Origin of the sequence: Neptuniibacter halophilus, assembly GCF_030295765.1 — a bacterium.
Classification (GTDB): Bacteria; Pseudomonadota; Gammaproteobacteria; order Pseudomonadales; family Balneatricaceae; genus Neptuniibacter; species Neptuniibacter halophilus.
Genome location: NZ_AP027292.1, coordinates 1,939,678 through 1,964,372 on the forward strand (window position 1 = coordinate 1,939,678; position 24,695 = coordinate 1,964,372).

The 24,695-nt window shown below is 49.9% G+C and carries 12 protein-coding genes; 1 reads left to right on the forward strand and 11 read right to left on the reverse strand.

Going from position 1 to position 24,695, the window contains the following annotated elements; translation table 11 throughout:
- The first annotated feature begins 125 nt into the window (after window positions 1–125).
- Window positions 126–317 (forward strand): helix-turn-helix transcriptional regulator, encoded by a 192-nt coding sequence (locus QUD59_RS08980; RefSeq protein ID WP_286240950.1) that lies wholly within the window; start codon window positions 126–128, stop codon window positions 315–317.
- 63 nt (window positions 318–380) lie between these two features.
- On the opposite strand, the gene QUD59_RS08985 is transcribed toward QUD59_RS08980, so the two are convergent.
- From QUD59_RS08985 to QUD59_RS09035, 11 genes are all read right to left on the reverse strand, one after another.
- Window positions 381–1,946 carry a DUF2357 domain-containing protein gene (locus QUD59_RS08985; RefSeq protein ID WP_350227805.1) on the reverse strand — a complete coding sequence of 522 codons (1,566 nt, stop codon included), beginning with the start codon at window positions 1,944–1,946 and terminating at the stop codon, window positions 381–383.
- Window positions 1,946–4,195, reverse strand: coding sequence for an McrB family protein (locus QUD59_RS08990; protein WP_286240952.1), 2,250 nt, complete (start codon window positions 4,193–4,195; stop codon window positions 1,946–1,948). Before QUD59_RS08990 ends, QUD59_RS08985 begins: the two co-directional genes overlap by 1 nt.
- Before the next feature lie 134 nt (window positions 4,196–4,329).
- Window positions 4,330–5,745: a tetratricopeptide repeat protein gene (locus QUD59_RS08995; protein ID WP_286240953.1), complete on the reverse strand. Its 1,416-nt coding sequence runs from the start codon at window positions 5,743–5,745 to the stop codon at window positions 4,330–4,332.
- A 5-nt stretch (window positions 5,746–5,750) separates the two neighbouring features.
- On the reverse strand, window positions 5,751–8,534 hold the full coding sequence (locus QUD59_RS09000) for an NERD domain-containing protein (RefSeq protein ID WP_286240954.1): 2,784 nt from the start codon (window positions 8,532–8,534) through the stop codon (window positions 5,751–5,753).
- A gap of 23 nt (window positions 8,535–8,557) precedes the next feature.
- Window positions 8,558–12,091 carry a DUF4020 domain-containing protein gene (locus QUD59_RS09005; protein WP_286240955.1) on the reverse strand — a complete coding sequence of 1,178 codons (3,534 nt, stop codon included), beginning with the start codon at window positions 12,089–12,091 and terminating at the stop codon, window positions 8,558–8,560.
- Window positions 12,088–13,530, reverse strand: coding sequence for a restriction endonuclease subunit S (locus QUD59_RS09010; RefSeq protein WP_286240956.1), 1,443 nt, complete (start codon window positions 13,528–13,530; stop codon window positions 12,088–12,090). Before QUD59_RS09010 ends, QUD59_RS09005 begins: the two co-directional genes overlap by 4 nt.
- Window positions 13,520–15,085, reverse strand: coding sequence for a class I SAM-dependent DNA methyltransferase (locus QUD59_RS09015; protein ID WP_286240957.1), 1,566 nt, complete (start codon window positions 15,083–15,085; stop codon window positions 13,520–13,522). Before QUD59_RS09015 ends, QUD59_RS09010 begins: the two co-directional genes overlap by 11 nt.
- Window positions 15,086–15,103: 18 nt before the next feature.
- Window positions 15,104–18,598 carry a type I restriction-modification system endonuclease gene (hsdR, locus tag QUD59_RS09020; RefSeq protein ID WP_286240958.1) on the reverse strand — a complete coding sequence of 1,165 codons (3,495 nt, stop codon included), beginning with the start codon at window positions 18,596–18,598 and terminating at the stop codon, window positions 15,104–15,106.
- Window positions 18,599–19,069: 471 nt separating this feature from the next.
- Complete coding sequence (locus QUD59_RS09025) at window positions 19,070–19,993, reverse strand: radical SAM protein (protein WP_286240959.1); 924 nt, start codon at window positions 19,991–19,993, stop codon at window positions 19,070–19,072.
- A 766-nt stretch (window positions 19,994–20,759) separates the two neighbouring features.
- A complete protein-coding gene (locus QUD59_RS09030; RefSeq protein WP_286240960.1) occupies window positions 20,760–23,789 on the reverse strand; it encodes a glycosyltransferase family A protein in 3,030 nt (1,009 codons plus the stop codon).
- Complete coding sequence (locus tag QUD59_RS09035; RefSeq protein WP_286240961.1) at window positions 23,761–24,621, reverse strand: glycosyltransferase; 861 nt, start codon at window positions 24,619–24,621, stop codon at window positions 23,761–23,763. The genes QUD59_RS09030 and QUD59_RS09035 overlap by 29 nt, the downstream gene beginning before the upstream one ends.
- Between the last annotated feature and the right edge of the window lie 74 nt (window positions 24,622–24,695).

Below are 24,695 nucleotides of genomic sequence, written 5' to 3' on the forward strand. Positions count from 1 at the left end.
TTCGACGGAGTTCAGTGCTGGTGCTGAAGAGGGAGCACTTCTTTAGTGCTGATCGCTCTGTGAGTGCTCAGTTATTTCTTACACACAGGGCTTATTGCATGAGATGAACTACGAGGACCATACTCATGCGATTAATGAAATTGAAAGAGGTCATGCACACCACGGGCCTAGCACGCTCAACTGTTTACAAGTACATTCATGAGGGTAATTTCCCAAAACCAGTCTCTTTAGGAGAACGTAACGTCGCGTGGCTTGAAAGTGAAATTGAAGATTGGATTATGGATAAAATTGAGCAGCGTGACTCGCTGCCTGACTAACTCCAACCCCTATGAATAGATAAAAGTATTAGCCGATTCCTATCAAAAGAGCTCCATAAGGGTTTAGTTTTGAAGATAGCGGAGCATTCTCTTTAACAACTCCACCGCATCTCTGTTGTTTACCAAGGTTAAGCATCCCACGCCGTGAGTATCCAGATAGTCTGGATCCGACAACCTTGGCACTTCCTTGTTAGCAGGCACCAGAAGAACTGATAGCGAAGGGGCTTTTCCTCTGAATTTAATCGAATCACGATAGATGTGTGCGGAAGCCATCGAGTCTAGAATTCGAGATCGGTAGGCTGTGTATTTGCTGTCGAGGCAGATAAAACGGACCTGCTGCCCCTTCCGGTATTCCAGTACTAGGTCAGGCCGACGCTCTCGGCTGATTGAGCAGTAACCATAGTGATTATCTTCTTCCATGGATCTGCATACTAATTGTGAATAAAGACTGACAGCCTGGTCGCCTGATTGGCCCACTAATACCATATCCGCGAACGCGGGAGCGCTTTTCAACCGCCACTCATAACCAGGTAGAAGGACCTCTAATTGCCGCGCTAGCGCCACAAAACACCAGGCTTCATAGACTTCCCAGGTTGGTGCCAGATAGTGCTGCTCATCATCGGCCAGCTCCGAAAGCCCTTGCCGCAGCAGGCGAACACCCACCCGATAAGCCAGATCATAATGAGGGCTACCAGAAACAGCATTGAGCCCAGCTACACCGGTTTTTGATTTATCGGCGGCACTAAATGGCGTGTTCCGGGATAGCTTCAGCAATCGTTTTCGAATGCCTGCTAGGTAGTTCAGACGGCGCGGCATCCGCGAAAGGATATCGCTCTCGGTCTCTCCAGAGGTGCTGCTGTAGTTGGAGAATGATTCGACTAGCCCATCGACCATTCGCAACACATGATCCAGTTGCTGCGCCATCAGACGATTGGCAGGGTTATCCATCGTTGGCTCATTAAAGGGAACATCTAATCGGTTGTTTTCGATTATACGATTGTGGGCCTGTCCCGGTTGCTTAGCCACGACAGCAAGCAGCTTTGGATTGGCGCTCAGGCGGCGAACTGTTGTGACATCAACTCGACGCGCTAGGTGTATCGGCAATTGTTCCCGATGATGGTTTAGACGGACTATCGGCCGCTCGCTTATGGCCTTAAGGCCATAAAGGTACCGGTCGATAAAGCAACGAAACCTTGCATAACGAATCCACAATGAGAGTTTTTGCTTAGCTTGACCCCCCAAGCCATGTTTGGCCGGTTCTGTTCCAGTCAGCAGCTGAGGCGCATAGTCAGCGATCTGGCTGATATATTCGATGTACTGCTCACGACCCGTTTTATGTTGTGCGGGGGCTACATCAATGAGAAAGCGCACCGGAGCGTGCAGACCTTCCTGCTCTAACTCAAGCTCCACTTCCCCGGCATAAAAACCGGGCGACCATAGCCAGAACTCACGTCGCGCATCCATCGGTAACAACGCATCATCAACATACAGACGAGACGTTTCCGCATCCACGCTGATAAGGTAGTGATGATTCTCTTCAACGCCCTGCAGCGTTTTCTCCGCGCTCAGCTCACCAATAAAAGATGGCGGCTCCTGGCGGCGGCAAAAAACCTTCAATTTCACCGTCATTAACGCCAAAAACGCATCATGCCAGTGTCAGCGAGGTCGGCTTTAAGCATTCGCACCTTAGTGCAACTTCGCTTCAGGCCCTGCTGTTCCAATACAGCCGCAGCTTTATGCAAGACATCATGTAGACGCTGGCTCTCAGAACCTCTGAGCTTCGGCAAAACGCGTGCGTAAACCACATCGTCCAATGCCCCCATCAGTTCGAAGTCACTCGCTTTACTTGCCAATGCCAGATAAGACAGTACGTCCTCGACGGTACGCCAGCCAAAGTGCAGTCTTTCAGGGGCAAGCACCGTCAGCAGCGCTTCGAGACAACTGCGTACAACTACCACATCTGCAGAGACAAGACCGTGACTGTTCCAGTTGGGGTAATCAGCCAAGGTGATATCCCAAAACTCCAGAGTAAATGCACGATCAAGGACTTTGTCAGAGAGCCCATGGGTGGTCTCATCCATGTTTACGGTGCCGATGAAGGCAACATTAGATGGATAGGCGATTGTACTCGGCACACCGTCGAACGAATCACCCTCGTTATGCAGCCTCAATCGATCCCCTGACTCCATTGCCGATAGCACCGGTGCAAAATACTGCTCCGGATGGGACAGATTCATCTCATCCAGTATCACCGTATATGGCTGATCCGGATGCGCTGCTGCTTGCAGCAAAAAGTCGAGTAGCGGTGGACGCACATAGTTATCGGAGACGAGCGGGTTGATATAACCGAAAAGAGGCGCAGGATCGTACCAACCGGGCTGAACCGCCTGAACGAATACATTCTTAGCCGGCGTCTTTGCAAACTGGGCCGCTAACGCTTCAGCATACCGCTGTGCGAGTAGCGTTTTACCCGAGCCCGACAAGCCGGCCAGCACCGCGAAATGGCGCCGAGCGTGAGCCCATAGCCCGAAATGCAGCTGACTCACAATACGCGCTGGGAACGCTGTATTCGAAATAACTTGCTTCAACAGCGCGGTCTGATCAAGGGAAGCCATATTCAATGTAGCATCGGTCGACGACAGTTCAGCGACGTCACCGTTTTCGACTGCTTGCAGTTTCTCTGGATGCCAATTGATCTGCTCCGCCCATGAACGCCCCGCCTCGGATAGGCTATAGACCCCAACGGTATCGACCTCCAGCAGACCAAAGTCTCGCAACCATTTCAGCATCGCCCTAGGTGCAAAGTCCGTCGTCCAGCCAGGATTGACCTCTTTTAACAGTATGATCAGATCAGTCGTTGATAACTCATGTTCGGCAAGCGCACAGAGGACGTGATCGACACCTAAAGTACGCGTTAGGAATAGAGGAATGAGCTCCTGGGGATCGTTATTCTCAAGGTACAGTTCTCCCCGAGCCGTCTGCGTGATCACCCCGTCATTTTCCTGAATGACATAAAATTCGTTCTTGAGGATATTCATCAAGGTTCGCAGCGAGCTGTCGCGGTAGTCAGGGAATTCGGCCTTTAGGTAGTCCATCAGCTCTTCACGGCTCACCCCATCAACTACAAAGCTGAGTGCGCTGGATATGGTTCCCAGCCCACCTTTGATGCTGGTAAACCCTTTCCGACGCTGAATGGCTGGCAAGGGCTTAAGCTCAATTTCTCCGAGTGGATTAGCCGTTTCCGCGACGGCTTCGGAGCTAGCAGACTGCACATGGCGCTCATAGACAAACCATGGAAGGGTCATTCGTTCAGCAAGTGCACGTGCATCGTCAGCACATGGCCCTAATAGAGAATCGATCCTATCCATCAAGTGAATTTGGCGAGCAACAGGGTCTGGTTTTTTAACTTTTCCAAACCACGCCCTATGGCATTCTAGGGCCATGCGACCGTATGTGATTGTGCTGAAATGGCGGGGGTAAAACGCAGCCAGTAGCCGGAAAATTTTGACCCGTGGGGTACGACTAGCGAAGGCTTTCAGCTTTTCAACAATACCGTCATGTAGTGATCTAAACTGTGCAAGCCGTGCGTCCGCCGTTTCTCCAAGGGGCTGCAAAGACGTTTCTGCCAACCAGTCTCGGAAAGATGAGTCATCCAAAGCGGATCCAAGATCAACCGTTCCCATGCCCACTCCGCTAACCGCATTGTCATCCCAAAGGCGCTGCTGAAATTCCTTTGTTCGACGAGTCTCGAAGTCGGCTTTCTGCACGTATGTGAGAAAGCCTTCCAGCTCACTCAACCACTTCGGATTTGAATCCCAAGGCTTAATATCAAGAAGAGCCTGCTTTAGTTGGTCATCTAGTGTTAAGTCGAGCGGCATATTCCAGCGTCCTTACATAGTTTATTATCGAACGGATATCGCTACTCGACATCCTTGTGCCACAAAACGGCCATGTTAGAAGCATTCCTGCGATAGCCGAGATATACCCAGCCAAAGACTGACGACAATCCCCATTAATCAATTGTGGGAGCTTCTGATTTCTTAATCTTTATCGCCCTCCAAGTCCTTTCCTTTTTTTTAGGGTTGATGTCCCAAACCTTCATCACTTCCACCTCGGCTCCATTCCATTCTGGGACGACTAGGTCTGGGGTGACGAAAGTGTCGCATACAAAGGCAAAACCTTTGGTATGCACTCTTAGCTCCCCAACCTCGGTTTCTACCCCGGTTAGGCTAATAGGTGCAGTGGGCATTGCTTTCAGCACCTCGGTGTCCTCTCCTGTTCTAGCAAAGGTAATAGTTACCCAGTCGCCTCTATCTGGTAGCCCCTTACCCGCAAACACGCCTTTCCGTACAGAAAGCTTCTGACTTTGAGACAGGTATACGTTGAAGCCTTTGCCTGATCTATGTAGCGACAATACAACCCCTGTCGCGTCCTGGATCTCGTCGTATAGAAGCTCATCAGCATATGCCCCATGTTCTGAAAAATAGCTGTTTAGATTAATCGAACTAGCAACTGACGCATCAAACCAAGGTTGCGCCATCAAGTCTTCGTATTCAGGCTTGAGAGTCCAGCCTTCATTGCGGTAGGTATCAGCGATGGAGCATAGGAGGGCTGATGCTTCTGAGCATTGCCCTTGCCGCGCAAATAAGAGAGCTAGACCGCCACGCATTTTGACCGAAAACTTCGGGTCTTTAGATGCGCTAAGCCCTTTGCAATAGCAAGCAATAGCTCTCTTTGGATCACTTTCGATGTAAGTCGCTGCCAGTGCTCCCCATGCCCAAAACTCAGACGCTTTTTTTCGAACGATAGGCAGCACTAAATCTCTCGCAGCTTCGTAATTCTTTGCTCCGATTAAGCACTTCGCGTAGTCATAGTGCATCCAAGTCTTGTCTTGATCCTGTGCTTTCTGATCAGCCAAGTCCAGAAACGAAGTTAAGGAAGACAGGCTTAAGTTCCACTCTTTACGGTGGGTTAGCCAGCCTTTAGAAGCCATACGAGCCTGTTTGACTACTTGGCTTGGGCTCTCGTGTTTTTCCCCTTGGTATGGGGTGTAATCCTCAGGCCAAGTAAACAAGCTAGAGTGGTTATCGAGAACAAACCGGACAAAGGCTTCATAGTGCTCTCCGTTGTCTTTAAACAGATTAAAAAAACGGAAATCAAGTTCTTCGCACGGCATCGGAAGTTTCAGCTGTTCAATGCAAGAAATCCAGCTCGTAACATATTCTTGCTCCTGCTGAGTCGGGGCTTTGTTCTTACGGTGGATGATCTGGCTCTGTACCGACTTAATACCGTCATAGCACGCCCAATAGAGGCTGCGCTTTAGGAATAAGTTATCCGGTTCATTTTGAAGAGCTGGATACCCTGCGTTCCAAGCATCAACCGGTTTCCCGCTATGCCGAAGTTCTTTGATCGTTTGGAATATGCTCATAGAGGTCAAACTGATTCAATGAGTTTTTGAACAACAGCGATGAGCTTTTCATCGCTTGCTCTTACAGGGCGTATGGAGCTTGCCAAGCCTGTTTTAGCGACGTTGATCTCTAGCTCGATGGCACCTTCGCTATATTCAAAACCGGCGACAGCACGATAGGGGCTCTCCTTAACACTATTTCTAACCAACCCGGCGGGAGCTAAAAGGTCATCTAGGCTCTTTACAGCCTCCTTCACTTCCCAGGCTTCAAAAACATCACCTCCGTAGACTCTGTTCTGAAGCTCTTGGAGAGCCGTTTGATCGACACCCTCTGCAACCCAGACAAGGTTTGAAACGGTGTAATCGCCTTTGTACGAGAGCCTTGCCAATACCGTCTGCTCTTGTTCGTTGATGAACGTGTACTGCTCTTGGTAAGGGTGTTGTGCCATGCCCTCTATTTGCCAGCAAGAACCTTGTAATCGGTCTCTGAGAGTCAAAAGAATCGCGACAAGTTCTGGAGTTGCATCAGTGAACCCTCTGGGTGGGGCTAGCTTCGCTTCAGATTCGGACGGAGTCCTCTTTCGATCATAGTGGAGAGGGGTCGCGACATTAAATGGACCTACCTTGCACTGCGTGTTCATATTGAACACACACTGAGAAAGAGGGCTGAGTTGCGGATACTTTTGTAGTGACAGCTTCGCTGATGCACAGACGGAAGCTGTATAGAGATACCGAAAAAATTCATCGTTATGATGCGACTCACCTCCTGAGCTACGTTCAGCATTCAGGATGACATGACTCCATTCTCGACCTTGACCTCTATGAACTGTCATCGCATAAGCGAACCGGATACGTGCAGCATTGAAATAACCACTACCCATCACTCGACGGTTGACGAGCATATCGAACCGTTTTTTCTCGGTTTGGTACTTCGCTTTATCTGCTTCGCTATTGGAGTCTTTGAGTAGGGATAGTTCGGCTTTAAGCTCTTCAAGGCTTTTCTCAGCTTCTTGACGGGCGAATACATTCATCGCTACAAGCTGGTCTGCCGACAATGCAGGTTTTTCACCGATCAAAAAATCTGGAAGGAACCGAACATTCACGGAGCCAAGTCCTGGAACCTTGCACCTCATCATTTTGAAGCGAAGGTCCGTAGCCTCTTTCCTCCCTTTCAGAAGTATTGAGTGGACTTCTTCCTGATCAGATACCCACTCCACAACACCGATGTCTCCGGCATTTACGTAGGATGACTCCTGCTCATGTGACTCGTAAGTTCCATAGATCTCTTGGACCACAGGGGTTCGGTTATGAAAATCAATCCGATCTCCTACTTCTAGCCCATAGCTACCCTGTGGTCGCAACGCTTTTTTTACAGCAAGATTAATACGGTGAGCCGCTTCGTTTAGAGCACAAAGATAGACCGCATGAAAGAAGCCTGTGGAAAGTTCCTTAGGCAGCGAAGGGTCTTTATTTACCTCACTCACTTGGTCGCCATCAGGGGCAGGGAGGCGGTTAAAATGTTTATGTTTTATGTGTTCAGCTAGGTCAAACTGGAAGTCTAATAGGCCTTGTTGCTCAGAGTCAGAACGAAGCTGTTCTTCTAACGAGGCTCTCGTGACCTTGTACCCTCGTTCCTCCATTGCGTTGCCATGAATGAAGCTCAGCTTAAGATCACCTCGTGATAACTGATAGGGGTCACCAATTAGTGCAATTTTCGGAGGGGTATCGCCAAATGCTTCTAGTAAATCGTTCACTAGATGACCGGTCCCAAAGCGATTCGTATCAGTGGCGAAAAAACTATTACCTAGGAGGTGGGCATCGACAAAGATTAGGCATTTCCCTTTGACATCATGTTGGGTCAGTTTGACATCATGTATCCCGACACCAACACCTGAACTATTTTTCTCAATCCTGTCTGGCTGGCTGTTATAGAGCAACGTGTAGATTGAGTAGCACTCATCGAATCCATGTAATTGGTAACGCTTGGCAATTCGACTGTTTGGCGCTAGCAGGAGCGGAGATAGTCCTTGTCTTTGAACACTCTCAATTATGGTTTCCAGAACAGTGCGTTTACCTGTATTAACCATGCCGGTGATGACGAACGCAGTTGTATCTCCCTCTAGCCAATCGGACGTACCCGTCAATACCTTCTTTTGTCCCTCTGTCCAATGAATCGTTCGTCCACCTTCTGCTTTAGCTTCTCTAATAGTCCGTACCTCAGGATGGCCATCAGGAAAATAGGGCGGAACGTCAAATGCGTTGATCAGTATCTCGAGGTCGGTGCTTGGCAAGTCGATTGATGCGCTTGCAATACTATCCACTGTCCTAACTGCATGAAGCATGTCGCCTACATGGAACCAACTATGAATCTTAGGAGGAACCTGCAGCTCATCAAATTCGATAGGCTGCTGGAATAGTGTTAGTGCGGCGATATGTCCAAGGTTGGGCTGAGACCGCAGCGGCAGCCGATCACTTTGTATGAACTCCAACAGGGCGAACTTGTTTGTTCTTAACTGCTGATATGGATTAATGCTATTGCCGCCCTTTACTGGAACACCATCGCAGGTCCAGCGATTGTTCTCTGAAAATCTGACTTCGCCACCAAAGTTTTTGAAGTCGATGGCGATAATAGCGTTTCTCTTAACGATCAAAGCATCCAGTTCTTTGCCGCCTACGAAGAAATTACCGAACAGGTACAACGGCTCATCTTGGTTTTCCCAGTGTTGCTTCAACTGGTCATGAAGCTCGTTGAATGCTTTGTTCTCATGGCTGTGATTAAAAGCCGAACCTCTAAATGCTTGAAATGTCATTCAGCCCTCCGCTGGCCTAAATTCTAATCGATGGGGTGAAACCCAAATTGTATGAGTGCTTCGTTCAGACCATCTTTGATCTGCGGGTTAAGGTCTTGTATTGAAATGGCAGCTAGCAACTTGTCCAAGTCATGAAAGGTCCAGGTTTCGTGAGTGCACCCCAAGAGATAAGTGATCAACTGTGCTACAGCATTCGGCTGATCCTTTACTAAGCCTTTAATGAGAATTGACCGCAAACAGAAGCAATCCCTCAGATGGGTGGGGGGCATCTGAATTGCCAAACCAACACCCTCAGAGAATTTTTCTCCTAGCGTTGGGAGCCAATTGAGCATCTGTATGACTTCTTCAGGGGTAAGCTCAGCTGGTGCCCCATCAATCCGACTTTGCCAATAATTGCGCAACCAGTCGTCCCAGGATTTGTTTAGGTCATCTTGCTCGAGCCCTTTCAGCAACGCACTCATTTTCTCGGCTAACACCGCACGCTCTACTTCTGTAATTGAAGTGAGCAGCTTGGGTATCCAGTCGGCAGAAGGATCTTCTAGATGCCACAATCCAGCAGCAGCATAGAACTCGATGAACCTATCTTTCTTACCAGCTAGGATTGCGTCCAAGCGGGGTATTGCTGCGGAAAAAGCATCTTTAAGGATGGCAAAGACAAAGTTAGAGGGGCCGCGACAACCAAGAAATCCTTGCCAAGCCAGCGCAGCTATTTCATCGTTTTCGTCAGTGAACAACGGATAGAGGTTATGTGTTGACCACTCCTCATCAATCGCGGTTAGAAAGGTTATCTGTCGAGCGATCGGCGGAATTGCATATCGGCTTTTAGCTTCTGACTTGTCGCAGAGCTTCGTCAGCTCATCTCGATAGGGTTCAACCAGTTCTCTCGCATTTATTCGGGAATACGCATCTAGGGCATGAATCCAATATTCAGCCAGACGTCCCTCTGGAGTGTTAAGAGCTTGGGTCAGCCAATCATGCTGGTCCTTCTCAAATACGGCTGGTACGAAGTGGTTCCGTAGATTCTTAGCAACCTTGTTGGTGGGCTCTAAAATTTTGGAGAGATAGGGAACCCCTTTGTTCTGTACCGCGTAGTAAAGAATATCTGCGACATGCGAGGGCTGCCGCTTTTGCAGCTCCTTTAGCGCGATCAAACTTAGAAGAGGAGCAGCATCTTCAAAAGTTTCCGGCCACGCACTCAAACCCCTGAGTAGCGGCTCCCAGAAGTCAGACTCCCAGCCGCCGGAATCTTTTAGGAAATCAGCAAGCTTGAAACCCCATTCAGGTTTTTTCTTCGACGCGTCCGTGATTGCCTGCTGCAGCCCGGATCGCGTCGGTCCTCGGAATTTGGTTTCTCCTTTGAACTGCATGAGTTCATCAAACCACTCAGTGGTATCTTTGCTGAGGAGATCTTCAACAGACCAGGGGCTCTCAGATTCACTCCAGCCCGATTCAGTCCATGATTTCAGCGCTGGATAAGGACGCTCTGGTATGTCGTTGTACTTGGCCGTAATCGCATCTAAGGCCTTTTTGACTATAGGGCAGCTCTCATCAACCTTTTGCAGTGCTCTCAGCCACTGGAAATGCTCTGAGGCTGAGTAATACTCAGGGTCGTCCTTAGACGAGCTCCGATACCCCAGGATTGCTTCAACTACCTCCTCTTTTATGGCAGGAGACAACGCAGCATAATTTTCCTCTAGTAGCGTTATGGATTCCTGTAGATAAGGCTCTTTGTACAGACCCTTAACGAGTAACAACCGAATCTTCTGATCGCTATCGTATGCATGCAGGAACCCAATAGCGTGGATTGCAAGCCTCCGAAGAAGGTGCGACGGAGAGAAATGTTGATTCCAAATCCATAACCTGGTTTGTTCTGGTATGTCAGTTGCCATCGTCTCAACAGCCGCTCTAGCAGCTTTGATGATGACATCGATCGTGTTTGGATACTCATCCTGTTCATGATCCGCGATGGCAGAGCGGCCATAGCTATCCCAATCGTAGTCATCTGAGGCATTGTTCCAGGTGCGGGCTAACGCATTCCGATTTAGCAGCAGCCTTGTACAAGTCGCTAGGATCTCTCGGTGCTTGGACCCTATCCTTGGTTGTAGATTTTTCTCCCACACCTCATTGAGGTTCCACTCCGGTGACGGAATATCCAGCTCAGTTCGGACTTGGTAACTGTCTGATGGGTTGCTCTTGCGTAAAGGATCCCTTATTGCCAGTTGAGTTGTTCCCATGATCTCAAACAGGCGCAATACCTGATCGAACATATCATTGGCATGAGCTTTCTTTGCCAGGAACTGAAGAGCATGTACGTCGATAGCTGCCGGTTTTGTCTGCAGCAACAGATCTAACCAGCGGTCAAAATTTTCAACCTTGTCACTCTGGCTTACTTTGTGAGCCAGTCCCCACCAAAACCACACTCCTAGCTTAAGGTGGTGTTTTGCGAGCAGTTGGAACAAGCGATCGGTCTGTTTTTCGACATGACACTCCGTTAACCAATCTCCGAACAATTTAGCGGTTGAATCCGAAGCAGGCCAATCCATATCGAACAGGTCGTCAAAAACCTTCTCGTTATCCAACCATTCGATCCACTCAACGGCGGTCGCTTTGTCGCAGAAGAAACGCACCTTAGAAACATCATTCAAGGCATGCCTGAGCGTCGCCGCATCCTCTACGTCCATTTCACCAGGGAGACTGCGGGCAATCTCGCCGATCAGCTTTTGCCACTGACTGGGGCGGCGGTTGGCATAATCTGCCAATCCTTCGGCAGCTGCGTAGAGGTTCGAATAGTCTTTGCTGTCCGGTTTCGTGTAGGTCAGTGGGACGATGCCGAGCAACTCCCACTTTTCGGGAGACTCGTCATTTCCAACCAGCGCAAAGCGTTTGTCTTTGGCTTTGTCAGGCAGTGCCCGTGCCAGGTACTGCAACACCGTATCGTCATGGCTGTAGCCTACGAATAACACGGTATAGCTTTCGAAGAGATCAACCAGAAAACGTCTGGCCCAACCCTCGGTTAGATAGGCTCGACCGAAGTCACTATCGGTGAGAACTATGCTATCCAAATCATCCACCGCACCGTGGACGTGCACAATCCCGGAGAAAGAGGACCCAAGCGGCAGAGCTGGTGCGGTATAAATCTTGGGAGACTCATCCCACTTCGCTTCGCAGGCTGCCTCGAACAGCAGATCAAAGTTTGTCGTCACGATGCGAACCTGTTCTGGTTTACCGAACAGGCGCACTATGGATGCATGAAGGGCTGTGTGAGCAGTTCCCGTTTTAAGACTTTTTACCGCACGGGCATTTAGAGTCCCTTTTTCTAGCGGCAAACGGCCTAAGAACTGATCTAATGCCTCCCAGAATTCCTTTCCATCACCATTGGTTCCCAACAACCTTGGCGATTCACCAGTGTTCTTAGCGATGTCGCAAGCAAGCTCCCAGAAGCTACCTAAGTTTGCAGGCTCTCCCATTGATACGCCTGCACCAGCAAACACAACGACCTGGCGGCTATCGATAGCGTCCGTTAACTGCTTGGGGAACTGTACACCGCTAAAGATCACGCGCTCACCTTCCTTCTGCCGCGCTTGGCGGGCTTCATCGCCGCTCGCTCAGCCTTGATCCGTTCCAGCAAAGCTTCTGCTGAGTTTTCATCGCTGATCAGATCGGGATTCTGTTCGCGCCATTCGGCGGTGAGTTCGCCGCGGAAGGCTTTGGCGAGGATCGATTGGGTGAGGAGGTTGACCCGTGACTGGGCATCCTTGACCCGCTGTTCCATCTGGTCGGCGAAGGCGAAGAGCTGTTCAACACGGCGGACGATTTCGGATTGTTCTTCTACCGGAGGAAGAAGTAATCGGAACTGTTTGAGTGCAGGCATGTAAATGGTCTTCACCGTAGTTCCTTGCCCCGAAATAGTGAGATGCCCTTTCGCGGCCATCAACGCATACATCAAATACTTGTTGCTCAAACCTTCGCCGCAAATCCAGTTGGCAAAGTGCTGAGTAGTGGACATTTCATGTCCCATAATTGTCGTGAAACCAACTGATATATCACGAGAGAAACACACCGTACCTGCGGGCAGTAAACGAGCGCTAGAGTTGTCTATTCCTAGCATCGTTGGTTTGTGCTTAGTGTCCTGAATCTCCGTACCATGAGCTGCCCTGATATCCTGCAAGCTTATCCAGTAAACGTCTCCACCTTCCCAATACTCAGGAACAGACTTTCTCGGTGTATGGCCTGACTCCAGTACGGCTAGGTCGGTCAATAATTTCCATCCCCAGCCTTTGGGGGCTGCGTCAGCCTCTTTGCCAATTGTGACAGGTGATTGATTGAATGAAGTGGCAGGTGAGCCTCGCCACTCCTCCGTCAATCGTCCACTCACCGCAGCGGCGAGGATGGATTGGCGGAAGCGTTTGAGGATGGCGGGGATGCTGTCGAGGCGGGTTTTGAGGGTGTCCACCTGCGCCAGCAGCGCGTCCAGTCGGGCGGCGATCTGCTGTTGTTCGGCTAGAGGGGGAAGTGGTAGCTCTAAAGCTTCTAGCTTCTTCCGAGTAATTCTTTTGCGTGTTGTTCCTGTCGCCTGCAGTGCAATTGCGTTTCTAACAGAGGGAGAATTGATCCAATGCTTCAGTATGGTGCTAGAAACTGCTGACCCTTCGGAACAGCGAACAAGGCAAACGTCAACGACTGTTACAGACTCCTGGCCAACGCCCGGAAAAATACATGCGCGGCCGAGAGGGTCTGGCATACGAGCAATTAAAACATCCCCTTTTTGCAAGTAAGTGCAATTAAGTCGATCTGCAGCTTCCAGATTCATAAACCGCTTGGACTTATTCCGAAAATCACCATCCCCAATATCAGCAAGCTGTATCAATCTGATGTTGCCGCTAGGGTCTTGGTCCTTGGATTCAACCCAATCGCCATCAGACATTACTGATTCGATTCTTAACGCATCTTTGATAGCGGCGGCTGCCCAACCGCTGGGCAAGCTGTTATTTAACACCGTTACCCTCCAGACCCAGCGCCTCAACCAATAGGTCCCTTTGAGCTTGCGCCTGATCACCAGCTCCCAGCGCCTGCATCAGTCCATCCAGCTCTCGCAAACACTCGGTCAGCTCACCCATAGCTTCAGCAGCTAGCACGTCGGGCTCCGGCAGGCTGGCGGCATCGACGCTGTCCTCATCCTTAATCCAGCTGATATCCAGCGAGTCACCTTTCTGGTCGCGAATGTAATCACGAGTGAAACAGCGCCAGCGACTGGTTTCGGCGGTTTGCTCGGTGTCTTCAGGACAGAAGTTCCAATCGCCCTCAGTGCGTACACTGGTGCCGTTGGCCTGATCACCATAGAGGGCTTCGAAGGGCTTGAGATGTTGTTGGCCAAACGGGGTGCGCTTACCGAAGCTGGGCATATTGGTACGCAGATCGTAGACCCAGACGTTTTCAGTGCAGTTTTCCTCCTGCCGAGGATTTGCCGCGGTGCCTCGGGTGAAGAACAGCACGTTGGTCTTCACGCCCTGCGCGTAGAAGATACCGGTCGGCAGCCGCAGGATGGTGTGCAGGTTGCATTTGTTCATTAGGTCGGCGCGGATGCTGGTACCGACACCGGCTTCAAACAGCACGTTATCGGGCAGCACCACCGCCGCACGACCACCGGGCTTGAGGCCGCGATAGATATGCTGCAGAAACGCCAGCTGCTTGTTGCTGGTCTTGTAGGTGAAATCATCGCGGGTCGGCCCGCCACCGCCCTTGGCAGTGCCAAAAGGTGGATTAGAGAGGATCATATCCGCCTTGGGCAACTGAGTGCCGGGCAGACCGAGCGTGTTTCCCAGGTGCACCACGCCTTCGTTATCACCTTCCATGCCGTGCAGCAGACAGTTCATCAGTGCCAGGCGGCGGGTATTGGGCACCAGCTCCATGCCGATAAAGGCGTCGTTACGCTGAAAGCGCTGGGCCTTTTCGTCGAGGTCGTAGAGGTCGTCGGTCTGCTCTTTGATGTAGGCGTCGGCAGCGATCAAAAAGCCTGCAGTACCGGCTGCCGGGTCCTGCACCAATTCACCGGCCTGCGGCTTGATGCAGCGAATGATGCTGTCGATCAGCGGACGCGGGGTGAAGTACTGACCAGCCCCCGACTTGGTCTCGGTGGAGTTTTTCTCCAGAAGGCCTTCATACAGATCGCCCAAACCGTCCCGCTGGGCGCTGAACCAGTCGATGGCATCCAGTGCCTTGATCAACACTTCAAGGTGGCGTGGTTCACTGAGCCGAGTCTGTGAATCAGCATAGATAGCAGCGATTAGCGGATCATCGTCTTTACCCAGATCCAACAGCATCTGGCGGTAATGGTTAAGCAGGTTAAGGCCGGATTTATCGCGAAGATCAGGCCAGCGGCAGCCTTGCGGTAGCTTGTGCTCAAAGTTGACCTGATTCTGAACCTGCTCGTACTCCATGCGGATAAACAGCAGCATAACCAGTTCGGTAACGTAGTCGGAGTAGTTGATGCCGTCATCCTTGAGGACGTCACACAGATTCCAGAGTTTTTGGACGATTTCGTTGTTGCTCATAAAGCTCTCAGTCAGGTGTTAACCGGCTTCGTCCCAGAGGGATTCAGCCAGGGTGTCGAGTACGGTGTTTAATTGTTTATCCAGCAGGGCATCCAAGCGTTTGGCTCCGCCATCTTTAGCAAAGGCGCGGTTAACGAACTGCTCGTCGATGACTACTTCGTGGGTGAGCTGCTTGGCCATCCGTTCCAGCCATTTACGCTGTACCGGTGTCCAGGCATGTAGCCCCAAGATGCGTTGCATCGCTTTGGCGACGCGTTGCTCAAACGGAATCAGGGCTTCATCCAGCGCAGCTTGGCGGATATAGCCAACGATACTGGCTGCGATCTCCTGGTTGGTCTGGTTGCGCCAGGCGGTTTTCAGCTTGGCTTCGTTGTAGCCGTACTGATCCAATAGCAGGCGGATTTCCCGCAGTTGCTCGCGTGTCAGGTCCTTAGGTTTATTGACCACCACACCTAACGCAACCGATTGGTTGAGCTGGTTATGAATAAAATCGTGGAAGCTCTCTAGGTAGTCTTCCGGGCGCTTGCCATCGGGGTCTTGGGTACGGCCTTTGAGCTCGTCATCACCATCGAAAATCAGAGGTTGTTTGTCTGATCCCAATAGCTCGTTCACGTTAGCGATCTGATTGACCAGCTGCGAATGAGTGCGAAGGAATTGGGCCGCTGAGCTTGGCCCCAGCTCATGTAGATGCTGATGCAGGTTGCTGGCGGGTACGCCCCAGAGCTGCTCCAGCTCGTTGAGTTTCTCTTTGAGCGGTGGCTTTTGCTCGGCCTTTTTCTGCGCTTTACGCATCACCCGCATCACTTTCTGGCTCAAGGCATTGAGTACATCGTCAGCGTGGCTGGTTTCGGCCTCGTTGCCTTTGGTGTTTAGCGCCTTTTCCAGTGACTCGGGGTTGGACAATTCCTCGACCAGATCTTCCAGCGAGATATTAGGATCTTTCACCAGCGGCTTCATGGTGCTGACATCTTGCAGAGCAGCGTAGATATCGACAGGATCGTAGATCTTGAATACGGTCTTGCCTATCTCATCACAGCGGCGTGTGGCCCGCCCGATCATCTGCTCATACAGAATCCGCGAGCGGATGCGACGCAGAAAGACCAGATGACAGATCTTCGGTACATCAATGCCCGTGGTCAGTAGATCCACAGTGATGGCAATGGAGGGATAACGCTCGTTCTTATACTGCCGGATCAACTGATCGACCTTGTCGCTCGCACCGGTAATCTTGCGTACGGCCGCTTCGTTGTAATCCTCGCCCCAGACTTCGGTGAAGGCATCATCCAGCAATCGTTTGACCATATCGGCATGCAGGTCGGTGGCACAGAAAATCATGGTCTTTTCGTCACCATGCGGATCGATCTCTTTGGCGAGTTGCTCACAGATCACCTTGTTAAATCCTTCGGTAATCACGCGACGGTTAAAGGCATCGACCTCGAAGTTCATCTCGTCGTTGAGCTCAGCCAGCTCAACTTCGCCGGTCTTCACATTGATCGATGAGACTTGCTCGCCTTTATCGAAGTGAATCCCTTTTTGAGTCAGCAAGGTCTCATAACGGATCGGCGGTTCATGATCGATCAGCCAGTCGTCAGCGACAGCCTCGCGGTAGGAGTAGGTGTAAACAGGCTTGCCGAAAATTTCGGTGGTGTGCTTGGCTGGCGTTGCGGTCAGGCCGACCTTAGTGGCATCGAAGTAATCGAGCACGCGGCGATAACTGGACAGATAGAGCGAAGCATCACGGGTGGCCAATTCGCCTTCGGTCATGTCCTGATCGAGGGTATAACCCCGGTGGGCTTCGTCGATGATAATGCAGTCGTAGGCATCGACGGTGGGCGGATTATCGGATTGGAAGATCCGCTTCACCATCGCCTGAACGGTAGCGACCTGGATACGGGTTTCCGCCTCAGCGGCCATATCACCGAGTTCGGCTACGTTGTAGATCTTGGAGAGGGTCTGATTCTGCTCTAACGGGGCTTCATTGAAGGCATCAATTGCCTGCTGCCCCAGCGCAGTACGATCCACCAGAAACAGAATACGCTTGAACCGTTCGACCTTGAGGAAACGATACATCAGACCAATGATCGTCCGCGTTTTACCGGTACCGGTCGCCATCGCCAACAAGCAGTTTTGCTGTTCTCGCTCGAGTGCAGTCTCTACTGATTCAATCGCTTTTTGCTGATAGTCCCGCAGCTTGAGATATCCGAAGCCTTCCTGTTGGAGTTTGGCCACCGCTTCAGAGCGGCTGCGCTTGAGCTTGTCTAGCAATCCGGTAGGGCTGTGGAAGTCATGCAGCGGCTTTGCGGTATTAGAGGCCATGCGGGCATCGCGGAACCAGGTGCCGGAGTGCTCCGCCAACTGTTTCACATAAGGGCGACCGTTGCAGGAGTAAACAAACGGGATCTGATATGTCGTGGACTCGGGGCCGTCCCAAGGTTCGACGCGACCTTCTTCCGTCCACGCAGCGATCATTGGCTCGATGGGTGTGAAGCCTTTAGCGTAACGCTCGGCCTGCGGGATCTTACCAGCGACATTTGTGTTCTCACGCTTGGCTTCAACCACCGCAATCGGCACCAAACCGGCGAATAGAATGTAGTCTGCTGCTTGCTTGCCCACCGTAGGCCACTCTGCAATCGCCTTGTTTTTTCCTTTCTCGGGGCGAGCACCATTTTGATAAGTCTGCTCTTGCGAGTCGGCTTCCCAGCCCGCGTCAATGAGCTGCTGGTCGATCAGGATGCGAGTCAGCTCTTCGTTGAGAGTGAAATTGGCGCTGGCTTTCTGAGTCGAGGTTGAAACCGCCTGAGTGGCTTGCTGCGCCAGCTCCTTGTGTTCTGAAAGTTCTTTTTGCAGAGCGTCGATGCGCGCTTCAAAATCGGCTTTTTGAGTCGCGAGAGCTTGTTCGTTCTCCAGTGCCAGTTGCTCGTAGGCACGAGCTTCAGCATCCATCTGCTCAGCCAATACTGCATATTCTTCATTCTCTTTAGCAACCAGTTCAGCTAGCTGCTGATTGGATTCCAATTGCTGATTGGCACCGATCAGGCGTGACTTTAGCTGCTCGATCTGTGTCTGCAATTCTCTGAGCTGTGAACTGGGATCTTGTGGTGGCACAAATGGCCCAGGCTTGAAACACGAACCTTGTTTCCCAAAGGACTGGTGAAACCAGACCGTTAAGGCACGCGCGATGCGAAGACCTGCCATCGCTTCTTTGTGTTGGGTACGAAATTGATGAGTAGCCTTGTTGCCCTCTTTCCGCAGTGTGTGGAACAGGTCTCGAATTACTGGGTCGAGATGTATCTCACGATTTAGCTTGAATAGCAGATCTGCTTGAGAGGTTTGGTCATCAAATTCTATTCCGCAGCGAGCAGCTAAATCCTGGGCCAGTGCTTCGCCAAGCTGACGGAGCTTGAGCAGGGTGGTGTTGGGATCGTTAGAAAATGTACGCTCAGCTGCTGATGCTAACTGCAGGAAGATGGGGTCGTGTTCACGTAAAAAATCAAAGTTACTAGGAGCTGCCATCGGTCCCTCTCCGGCTTGTTTGTTTAGGTGCCTTAATTCATTGTCGCCCGCGCTTTTCCGGAGAGCTTTATACTGCTCCTCAGAGAGGGGTACAGTCGTCCTAACCGTTGCCATTTCGCTCACCAAGATGCGTAACTTTGCATAATCATAACCCAAGGGTTTAGAAAGGTCATTGTGCTAAAAGACTATGGCCAGGGAAGTGGTGAAAGCGAAGAAACAGGAAGCAATCTAATATGTGAGAATACACCTCAGCGTTCCCTTTGCGAGTCTTTTAGTATCTCAGTTTCGATACGAGGTCAGATCCTGCTGTCCCGACTTCGAAATATGTTCAACAAAAAAAATGCTTTGCAATCCAGTTTGATTGGCAGAAGAAATCGGTGCTTGGTTAGGTGGTAATCCTCCCATTAAGTCACCCTCAGCGGTGGTTTGGTAGGCCCTTAACTATTTGCTTATCAATAGCTCAAGGAAGGATTAGTCTACATTTTCTACCTCAATACATTCGATAAGGGGGGAGGAAGGAGATCTGCGATTCTTCCACTCTTGATAGATTCTTTCCCAGGACTTGGATGATCTTTGTTCTAGTAGCGGTGGTCGAAGTTTTGGTGGTACGTAATGGCCGTCATGAAAACGCCCGCATAATCGGCAGGCTGCTGCCATCAAATCCCGCATTTCATCATTGGTTGACGGCAGGCTTTTCCTGCCGTTTTTTATACCCAAAACACGGTCTATTCCACCAGCAACAGCGCAAGGGTAGTAGCCCTGAGGTGTTAGCCCAATACCACAAGTTGAGGAAATAGAGCATCCGTTTCGAAAGTCTGCAAATCGATACCAAGGATTGTCTTGGGGGGCTAAGTTGAACGGACCAAACGAAGGTTGGATATTGTTATTTTTTGACGAATTTTCAATTTGAATAGAGTCGGGTATCTGGCTCAGTATACGCTGAACTTTTGAGCTATAACCGTTACTTACGACCTCGATCAAAGTTGTCGGGTTGTACTCAAGATAGCGTTCCATTTCATTAATTATGTTCTGGAAATCCGGGTGTAGTGTCGGTTCACCACCTAGAAGTCTAATGCGCTCCCAGTTCCTATCCTTGTTAATCGATTCATCTACAAACTGCCGGATGTCGTCCAGGCTGATATGGCTCGCTTCAGGTGCTTGGGCACTGGAACGGTTACAGTTGTTGCACCGAAGGTTGCACAGGTAGGTAATATCAATTTCTATCAAAGTTGTTGCCGGTTTATATTGATAGCCCAGTAGACGTGTCATGGGACCTTGAATACGTACCCATCGCCATGCTTTTTTTAAGGTGAACCACAAGCGTACAAGGCTTATGTATCGGTGTGGGTAATCTGGGTGATATCGATAACTATTGGATGAATCATACTTCTTCATACGGACATACCACGCATGGACTTTGAACGGATGCTGCTGTTAGGGAATGGACCAGGAGACTTGCCCGTTAACACGGGAGCTTGTCCATATGTCATTTTTAATAAATCAGGTACTCGCTTGGAAAGCGGGGTGACAATCCGAGTCTCAAATAGGAAAGTAGCTGGGCTGAGAAACCGAGATTTACCTTTCCTAGTGAGTAGCGAGGGTGCCTCAGATAGCTGGTGTGACCGGTTCCAAATCCAGTTGTCCCTAACAGCAAAAGATCTCGAGCGAGAACTGGATAGCTTGCCGTCAGTCGGCCTAGCGACAGCCCATGCCTTATCTTGCATGGGGGTTACATTACAGTTATACCGAATGCCTTTGTGCCCAAGTCTCATCAGATCTGAACATTTATCAGAGCGCGAACCTTTACCTGCGGCCTTCCATAATTGGTTGGGTGAACGTCGTTTGGCTTGGCAGTTGTTGCTTCGAGAAAAAGAGAGGTGGCATTGGCCGCAATTGTTCTTGGCGTGCGGAAAAAGCAAATTAGAACCGACTAATATCCAGGAGCCTTTAACGGATCTATGGGACTGGTTTTCCTCCCATGCTGGCTTGCCTGACACTGATATCACCGAATTAAAGAGGCTTTCGGAGTTGCCGCTCGATGTTTGGTTAAATTCTTCGAATAAGAGTGCTTTGCAAGCATTGGAGCGTTTTCTATTCCTCTCAAGGAAAGAACCGCTGACTCCCAACTGGTGGTTGTATCGCAATGATCTATCTCCTCTCATTAATCGCCTTCAGTTGCGTTTAATGCAGGTACAACAGCATTTGTACTCTCAGCCCCAGGTAAACTAAATAAATGGGAGAGGATTGCGTGTTGGGAGCTTTTTTTGGCTTTTGAGTATGGATAACGCTGGTGGTAATAGCAGAAGAGGTCATCAATAAACATTGGACTTTTCGCCATTTCCGAAAGCGGCAACATAAGGGCGTAGTCCGTAACATCTTTTACCCAGTCTCCCTGATATTCAAGGTAGTGGGAGGGCAATTGGTCGAACAATTTTTTACGAAAACCTCGTAAGTGAGCCCAAACATTGGCTCCCCCTTGATGACGAGGGTTCTGGTAGTTCGGTATGTAGAGATGAAAGGGTTTGTCGGGGCGAAACATACCGCCGTTGATTAGATCTGCACCGGAGTTAATCGCTTCGTATAGCTTGGCCACGACATCTGAAGACATCAGTGCATCGTCTAGGTCCAGCGTCACAATAAGAGACTCAGGGTTTGAGCAGATCTCGCCTATTGCCGCTTTGAAGTTTCTGATATACCCGAACCGTTCTCTGCGGCGGATAAGAGTGGTACGACTCTTCATTGTTCCCAGTAAAAGAGGCAGGTGCCAATTGTTGGCAAATGAGCCCCCATCATCGATAACAATCAGGCCAAATCGTTGTTCGCGCTGCATCTTCAGTGAGGCTAAACTCCGACGTAGCTTACCAATACTGGTATCTCTGCCTTTCAATAGAAATATCAGGGGTTCATCTCGAATGGGGTATTGCCACTGGGTGTCAGGGAATAAATCCCATTTTCCCTTTTGTTGATCCGGCTCCATACCTTGGCTGATCAGATCTCGCCAAACAGGGAAACCGGGCTTGTCTTTCTCCGTATTCATCGGATGGACATAAAAAGAGCGATGGTCCCCTCCACGAACAGACCGACAATGTGGGTGTGTAGTCTGTTGCACGCTGCGATGCCACATTAGGTTGAATCGGTCATGATCCACTGTGTTGTGCAATGGGCATAGAGCTCGTAGGCGAGGTAGGTGAAGCAGTCCACATCGCACTTCAGGAGCAAACTCCCCTGCATTGCCATGGTAGGGCTTAAGGTCGGTTGATGGTTGTGGAATATTGAAGCCAACGCAGACAACGTTCTCTTTTGTTAACGCTTTAATCATGTCAGCTAAGTAGTCATGGCTTAAATCACGTCGACCGATTAACACATCGGAATCACACTGAAGGACATAAGGGGTGTTTACTTGCTCGAATGCCCACAGTTGGGAAAATACAGGGGCGAAGATGCTGGTGTGGCTGGACGATATGTCATTTCTCCCAAACCATCTAAGATAGGTATCTCTAATCTCATCCGTGTCGGCTGGCGCTTGCCAGACGTCATCTATTATTTCTTCTGCTAGTAAGTGCAGCCCGATCTTTTGAGCTTGTTCGAGATCGCCTTTTGCATATTGCCTGAGAAAAGGGCCTGTATATGGATCAATCAGCAGCACTTTTTTGGCAAAGGCGGCAGGGTAGGATAACTGGGATACGATATGCTCGACCTGATCCTGTAATAAGCCTGCATCTTGAGGACAGCTTTTGATCAGCAAGGTTACTTGTGGCTCATCCCGCAACGGGAGTATGGGGGATTCATCTACATCGATGCAGTGTGGGAAAAGTTCTTCGATCAAGTTTCTGTAAAAAACATTAAAACCTTCTAATGTTGCTAGAGACTCGTGTAGTCGCATGGTGGTTTCTCTACGCGCTAACTCGAAGTCTGATTGCCCTAAGACGGTGATGCTGTATAACCGAGCGGCGGCATCAAGAAATCTTGAGGGCGATAGGGGAACGATATCCTTACCTATATCAATATAAATCAGCTGACCTTCAGTTAGCCGGAGATTCGTCCGTTTAATATTGCTGGTGACATAGCCGCTAGCATGTAAACGTTTTAAAAATTGACGAGCTGTTTCCGCCGGGAGAAACGTGGGTACCGGCTCACTATCAAACCAAGGGTACTGACAACACCATGTCCCATCATCACTTTTATTCCAACTGACAGAGGGGAGCGGTCCTTCGGTATTAGTGGTCAGTGACTGAATCCGATTGGCTTCGAAATCATTCATGGCATGTGGATAAAAGCGCTTCCAAATGACCTGTTGGTCTTGCCATACAATCCCTTCTTGACCCACACCTAGTAATTTTACTGGATTGTTCAGTGCTTGGAGCCAGAGTTTAGTCGCGGCAGCGAGCTTATGGCGTTGCTGTGACCATTGAGAAGATTTTCGGTTCTGTTCAGTTAACCCGCCATCAAGTGAGTAGACAGAATAGATAGGGTGGGGAATGACGAAGCCTTGTTCTGGTTTTAGCATGAGAAGTTCCGCTACCAGCCAATGGTCTTCTGCACTCTTTACATCCGGATATCGAATTCCGCTATGGGTGCGGAGTATTAGGTTGCATGATGGAAGCTCTTGCCTTGAGCGCCCAGAACAAAAGTCATCGATAAATCTGACAAGTGGCTCCCGATTCTGCAGTACAGATGGATCAGCGATGTTGCTGTCGGGAAGTATTTCGCCTTTTTCTTCGAGGTGATTGCTACCCAATAGATATAGGGGGGGCTCACCAGAAGTTTCGCGCAGCATCTCCTGTACAGAGTTTGTGCGAGCGAATTTATCATCAGCATCTAACCGAGCGACCCAGGTGGCGGTAGGGAGTTCCGCATCGACCCAATCTAGCAAGGCATTGCGCGCTCGAGCTGCTGTGCCACATAGTGCATGAACGATAATTAATCGAGGGTCATCAAGCCACTCATCAATACCTGCTAACCACTCATCTGATGAGTTGTCATTTAAAATCAGAACAGCCCCATCACCCTGTTGAACGATGCTTTGTGCCATCGCTGAAGCCAGGGCTGGCTTTATATGATTAGCTTGGTTCTTAATACAAATGCCAATAATGGCTGTGGCATTGAGAGCTTCGTTACTGAGAGGGGAGTGCAACTGATAAAAGCGCGGAGATAGTACGCACTCAGTTACTCGAGGGGCTTTTGTATGCATCTTGCCATTCCTTAGCACGTTTCTTTATTTCTCTCTCACTCCATCCAAAGAGTGTGCTTGCCCGCATAAAAAAGAGATGCTTAATCTCATCAGTCATTAGATGATTATGCAAATGATAAAAATGTCCTAGCCCATCGAGTTTAGTCTCACTAAACCGGGTAGAGAGGGCCTGTTGATTAGTATTCAATGTCCAGTTTGCAGTATGCGACTCCGTAAAGGCGAACCTTACTCCTTCGATGCTGCACACACGAATAGCTAGGTCACGATCATTGCAGCTCGTAAGTCGGCTTGTAAAGCAGCCTGCAGTAATTAGTGTTGAGAGTTGGATGAACGTGTTTGATCCCTGCCATCCTGGATTTCCGATTAAAAAATCTTGCAGTGTTAACTGGTTAAGGGGCTCCCTATTCTGAATCTCCCCATTGCAAATAACACGAAGCCCGGAAATGACAACGTCGGGCCAGTCGTTACGGTTAGCTTGGTCAAAGCATAAGGCTAAATGATTTGTGTCCCAGGTATCGTCATCATCAAGAATAGCTATATAAGAGTCAGGCCAATGTTGCTCGATGAAATGAATCCCCATGTTCCAACTGGAAGCGGCACCGGAGGATTCGGTATTTTTCAGGGTGTGTACTGGAAATGAAGAAGTGCTGAGTTTGGGGATGTATTCAGTGTTTGAACTATCGTCATCCACGACAATAACGCAAGCACATGGTAATGAGCTTTGCGCACAGACCGACAGCCAGGCGCGCTTTAACAGCCCCTCTCTTTCGGGGAGAGTGGCGATTAAGGTGATAATATTGGGTGTTAAATGTTTCATTCCTATTGTGCCCATTTCACATCCGTGTGCTTTTCGTCACGTACCCAGAATGCCATTGACATAGATCTTTTTACACTACTAAAAGCACC

Bases quoted from the DNA above. Each gene is read 5' to 3' on its own strand.
- QUD59_RS08985 (WP_350227805.1), bottom strand. From the start codon at position 1,946: ATGACGGTGAAATTGAAGGTTTTTTGCCGCCGCCAGGAGCCGCCATCT.
- QUD59_RS09000 (WP_286240954.1), bottom strand. From the start codon at position 8,534: ATGACATTTCAAGCATTTAGAGGTTCGGCTTTTAATCACAGCCATGAG.
- QUD59_RS08990 (WP_286240952.1), bottom strand. From the start codon at position 4,195: ATGCCGCTCGACTTAACACTAGATGACCAACTAAAGCAGGCTCTTCTT.
- QUD59_RS09035 (WP_286240961.1), bottom strand. From the start codon at position 24,621: ATGGGCACAATAGGAATGAAACATTTAACACCCAATATTATCACCTTA.
- QUD59_RS08995 (WP_286240953.1), bottom strand. From the start codon at position 5,745: ATGAGCATATTCCAAACGATCAAAGAACTTCGGCATAGCGGGAAACCG.
- hsdR (WP_286240958.1), bottom strand. From the start codon at position 18,598: ATGGCAGCTCCTAGTAACTTTGATTTTTTACGTGAACACGACCCCATC.
- QUD59_RS09025 (WP_286240959.1), bottom strand. From the start codon at position 19,993: ATGAAGAAGTATGATTCATCCAATAGTTATCGATATCACCCAGATTAC.
- QUD59_RS09030 (WP_286240960.1), bottom strand. From the start codon at position 23,789: ATGCATACAAAAGCCCCTCGAGTAACTGAGTGCGTACTATCTCCGCGC.
- QUD59_RS09015 (WP_286240957.1), bottom strand. From the start codon at position 15,085: ATGAGCAACAACGAAATCGTCCAAAAACTCTGGAATCTGTGTGACGTC.
- QUD59_RS08980 (WP_286240950.1), top strand. From the start codon at position 126: ATGCGATTAATGAAATTGAAAGAGGTCATGCACACCACGGGCCTAGCA.